The organism is uncultured Ralstonia sp., assembly GCA_913056305.1.
In the GTDB taxonomy this organism is placed as follows: domain Bacteria; phylum Pseudomonadota; class Gammaproteobacteria; order Burkholderiales; family Burkholderiaceae; genus Ralstonia.
Genome location: CAJXMR010000375.1, coordinates 1 through 2,684 on the forward strand (window position 1 = coordinate 1; position 2,684 = coordinate 2,684).

Here is a 2,684-nt window from a genome sequence, read left to right on the forward strand (position 1 = left end):
GCTGCGGGTGGTGGGCGTGGCGCCGGGCATCACCATGGTGTCGGGCGACCAGTCGACCGGCGGGTTCGCGCGGGCGCACCAGATGACGCCGCTGGGCCAGTCGTCCACGCCGGAAGACATTGCCGAAGCCGTCTGCTACCTCGCCACCGCGCGCGCCGTGACCGGCACCACGCTCTTCGTCGACGGAGGCCAGCACCTGATGCCGCTGTCTCGCGACGTGATGTTCCTGACCGAATAGGAGGCCGTTGAAACAGGATTCTGACGGCCCAGCGCCTCCTTGCCGTACCCTGTGTACTGTCTGCGTCGGCGCTGAACCGTCAGAACCGCTTCGCTTCCTGTTGCAACGGTCTCCAAAACCTATTGAATAGCCCCATGCTCTCCCTGCTATCCCACCCGCGCCTGTCGCACTGCCGCCGCATGTTCCTGAGCAACTACGAGGTGCAGATCAACATCGGCGTGCACGAGTTCGAGAAGAAAGGCGAGCAGCGCGTCCTGATCAATATCGAGCTGTACGTGCCGCTGGAATACTCGTCGCCCACGGAAGATAAGCTGCACGAAGTGGTCGACTACGATTTCATGCGCGACACCGTGGCGCGCCGCATGGCGCAGGGCCATATCCATCTGCAGGAAACGCTCTGCGACGACGTGCTGACGGCGATGCTCAAGCACCCGCACGTGCTGGCCGCGCGGGTGTCGACGGAGAAGCCGGATGTCTATCCGGACTGCGAATCGGTGGGCGTGGAAGTGTTCCGCATCAAGGACTGATCGACGTCTCAGGCTGCACTCGCATACGCACGGCGCTGGGCGTGCAACGCGCCCGCGACGCTGCCCAGCAGGTCGAGCGCCAGGCGCGCCGTGATCCCGCCCTTGTCATGGCGCGGGTTGTATTCCACCAGTTCGAACGCTGCAAAGCGCGCATCGCGGGCGCACGCCGCCAGGGCTTGCGTCATGTCCTGGCCGGTCAGGCCGCCGGGTTCCGGCGAGCCCACGCCCGGCGCCACCACCGGATCAAAGGCATCCAGATCCACCGTCACGCCAAATGCCGCCGTGCCGGTGGTGACGATGCGGATGGCGTCGGCTATGACCGCGCGCAGGCCACTGCGGGTGACCTCCTGCGCGTCGATCACGCGCACGCCGAGTACGTCGAGCAAGGTGCGCTCGGCCGGCTCGTAGCTGCGCGCGCCGATGACCACCACGTGCTGTGGCAGCAGCTTCGGGCTGGCATCGCGCACGCGCGTCAGTTCGCCCGCGCCATAGCCGAGCAGCGCGGCGAGCGGCATGCCGTGGATGGCGCCGGAATCGCTGGTGTGCGGGGTGTGGCTGTCCAGGTGCGCATCGACCCAGATCAGGCCGAGCGGCCCGGCCGGGCGCAGCGCCGAGGCCACGCCCGACCAGGTGCCGACCGCACAGCTATGGTCCCCCCCGATGACAACCGGCACGTGCCCCTCGTGCACGCTGTGCGCGGTCGCATCGGCCAGCGCGCGCGAGAAACCAGCCACCCCCGGCAGCGCCGCCAAGCGCGCCGAGCGATTGTGGCCAGCCGGCGTCGCCAGCTCGATGCCGTGCACCAACCCGCCGCGCGTGTCGTGCGACTGCAGGCGTGCCAAGGCGCCGGCTTGCAGCAGCGCACGCGGGCCGTCCCTGCATCCGTCGTCTTGTGCCCCGCAGCCGATGGCCGCGCCGATCAGGTCGATGTTGGTCATGTGGTCTCCCCGTTCCTCTTGAGGTTGTTGCTCAGGCCGCTTCGCGGCGCGGCCAGCCGGCCAGCGTGCGGCGGATGACGTCGCGCGCCAGTTCCAGTTCCGCCTGGGCGATCACCAGCGGCGGTGTCAGGCGGACCACGTTGCCGTAGGTGTCCTTGGTCAGCACGCCGTGCTCGGCCAGCGCGTTGGCGAAGTCGTGCGCGTCGATGTCGGCATCGAGTTGCAGGCCGATCATCAGGCCGCGTCCGCGCACCTCGCGCACACCATGCCCAAGCAGCATCTTGAGCTCGGCGATGAAGGTTTCGCCCAGGCGCGCCGCGCGTTGCGGCAGTTGTTCTTCCATCAGCAGGGCCAGCGCCACGCGGCCGATGTGCGCCGCCAGCGGGTTGCCGCCAAAGGTGGAGCCGTGATCGCCCGGGTGGAACACGCCGATCACCGCCTCGCGCCCGGCAATGGCCGAGACCGGCACCATGCCGCCGCCCAGCGCCTTGCCGAGCACCACCAGATCCGCCTCCACGCCCTCGTGCCAGCTGGCGAGCACGTCGCCGGTGCGGCCCAGGCCGGTTTGCACCTCGTCGCAGACGAGCAGTGCGTTGTGCTGCGTCGCCAGTTCGCGCGCGAGCTTGAGGTAGCCCGGCGGTGGCACCACGATGCCGCCTTCGCCCTGGATCGGTTCGATCAGGATCGCGGCCGTGTGTGGGCCGATGGCGGCCTTGAGTGCATCCGCATCGCCGAACGGAATGCGTCGGAACCCGGCTGCGAACGGCCCGAACCCGTAGCGATACTGGTCGTGCGACGAGAAGCCGATGATGGTGGTGGTGCGGCCGTGGAAGTTGTTCTCGAAGACGATGATCTCGGCCGCATCCGGCGGCGTACCCTTGACCTCGCGCGCCCATTTGCGGGCGGCCTTGATGGCGGTCTCCACCGCTTCGGCGCCGGTGTTCATCGGCAGCGCGCGGTCCATGCGGGTGAGGTTGCACA

General features: G+C 68.6%; 4 protein-coding genes. 2 read left to right on the forward strand and 2 right to left on the reverse strand.

Features of this window, described 5'->3' with window-relative positions:
• A partial coding sequence (locus tag QZ609_RS26215) for an SDR family oxidoreductase (RefSeq protein ID WP_295501351.1) occupies window positions 1-238 on the forward strand: 238 nt, incomplete at its 5' end.
• Between the two features lie 134 nt (window positions 239-372).
• Window positions 373-765 (forward strand): dihydroneopterin aldolase, encoded by a 393-nt coding sequence (locus tag QZ609_RS26220; RefSeq protein WP_295501354.1) that lies wholly within the window; start codon window positions 373-375, stop codon window positions 763-765.
• A gap of 8 nt (window positions 766-773) precedes the next feature.
• On the opposite strand, the gene QZ609_RS26225 is transcribed toward QZ609_RS26220, so the two are convergent.
• Both QZ609_RS26225 and QZ609_RS26230 read right to left on the reverse strand, forming a co-directional pair.
• Window positions 774-1,703, reverse strand: a complete 930-nt coding sequence (locus tag QZ609_RS26225; protein ID WP_295501356.1) for an arginase — start codon at window positions 1,701-1,703, stop codon at window positions 774-776.
• A gap of 31 nt (window positions 1,704-1,734) precedes the next feature.
• Window positions 1,735-2,684 (reverse strand): aspartate aminotransferase family protein (locus tag QZ609_RS26230; protein ID WP_295501359.1); only part of this gene is annotated, 950 nt, incomplete at its 5' end.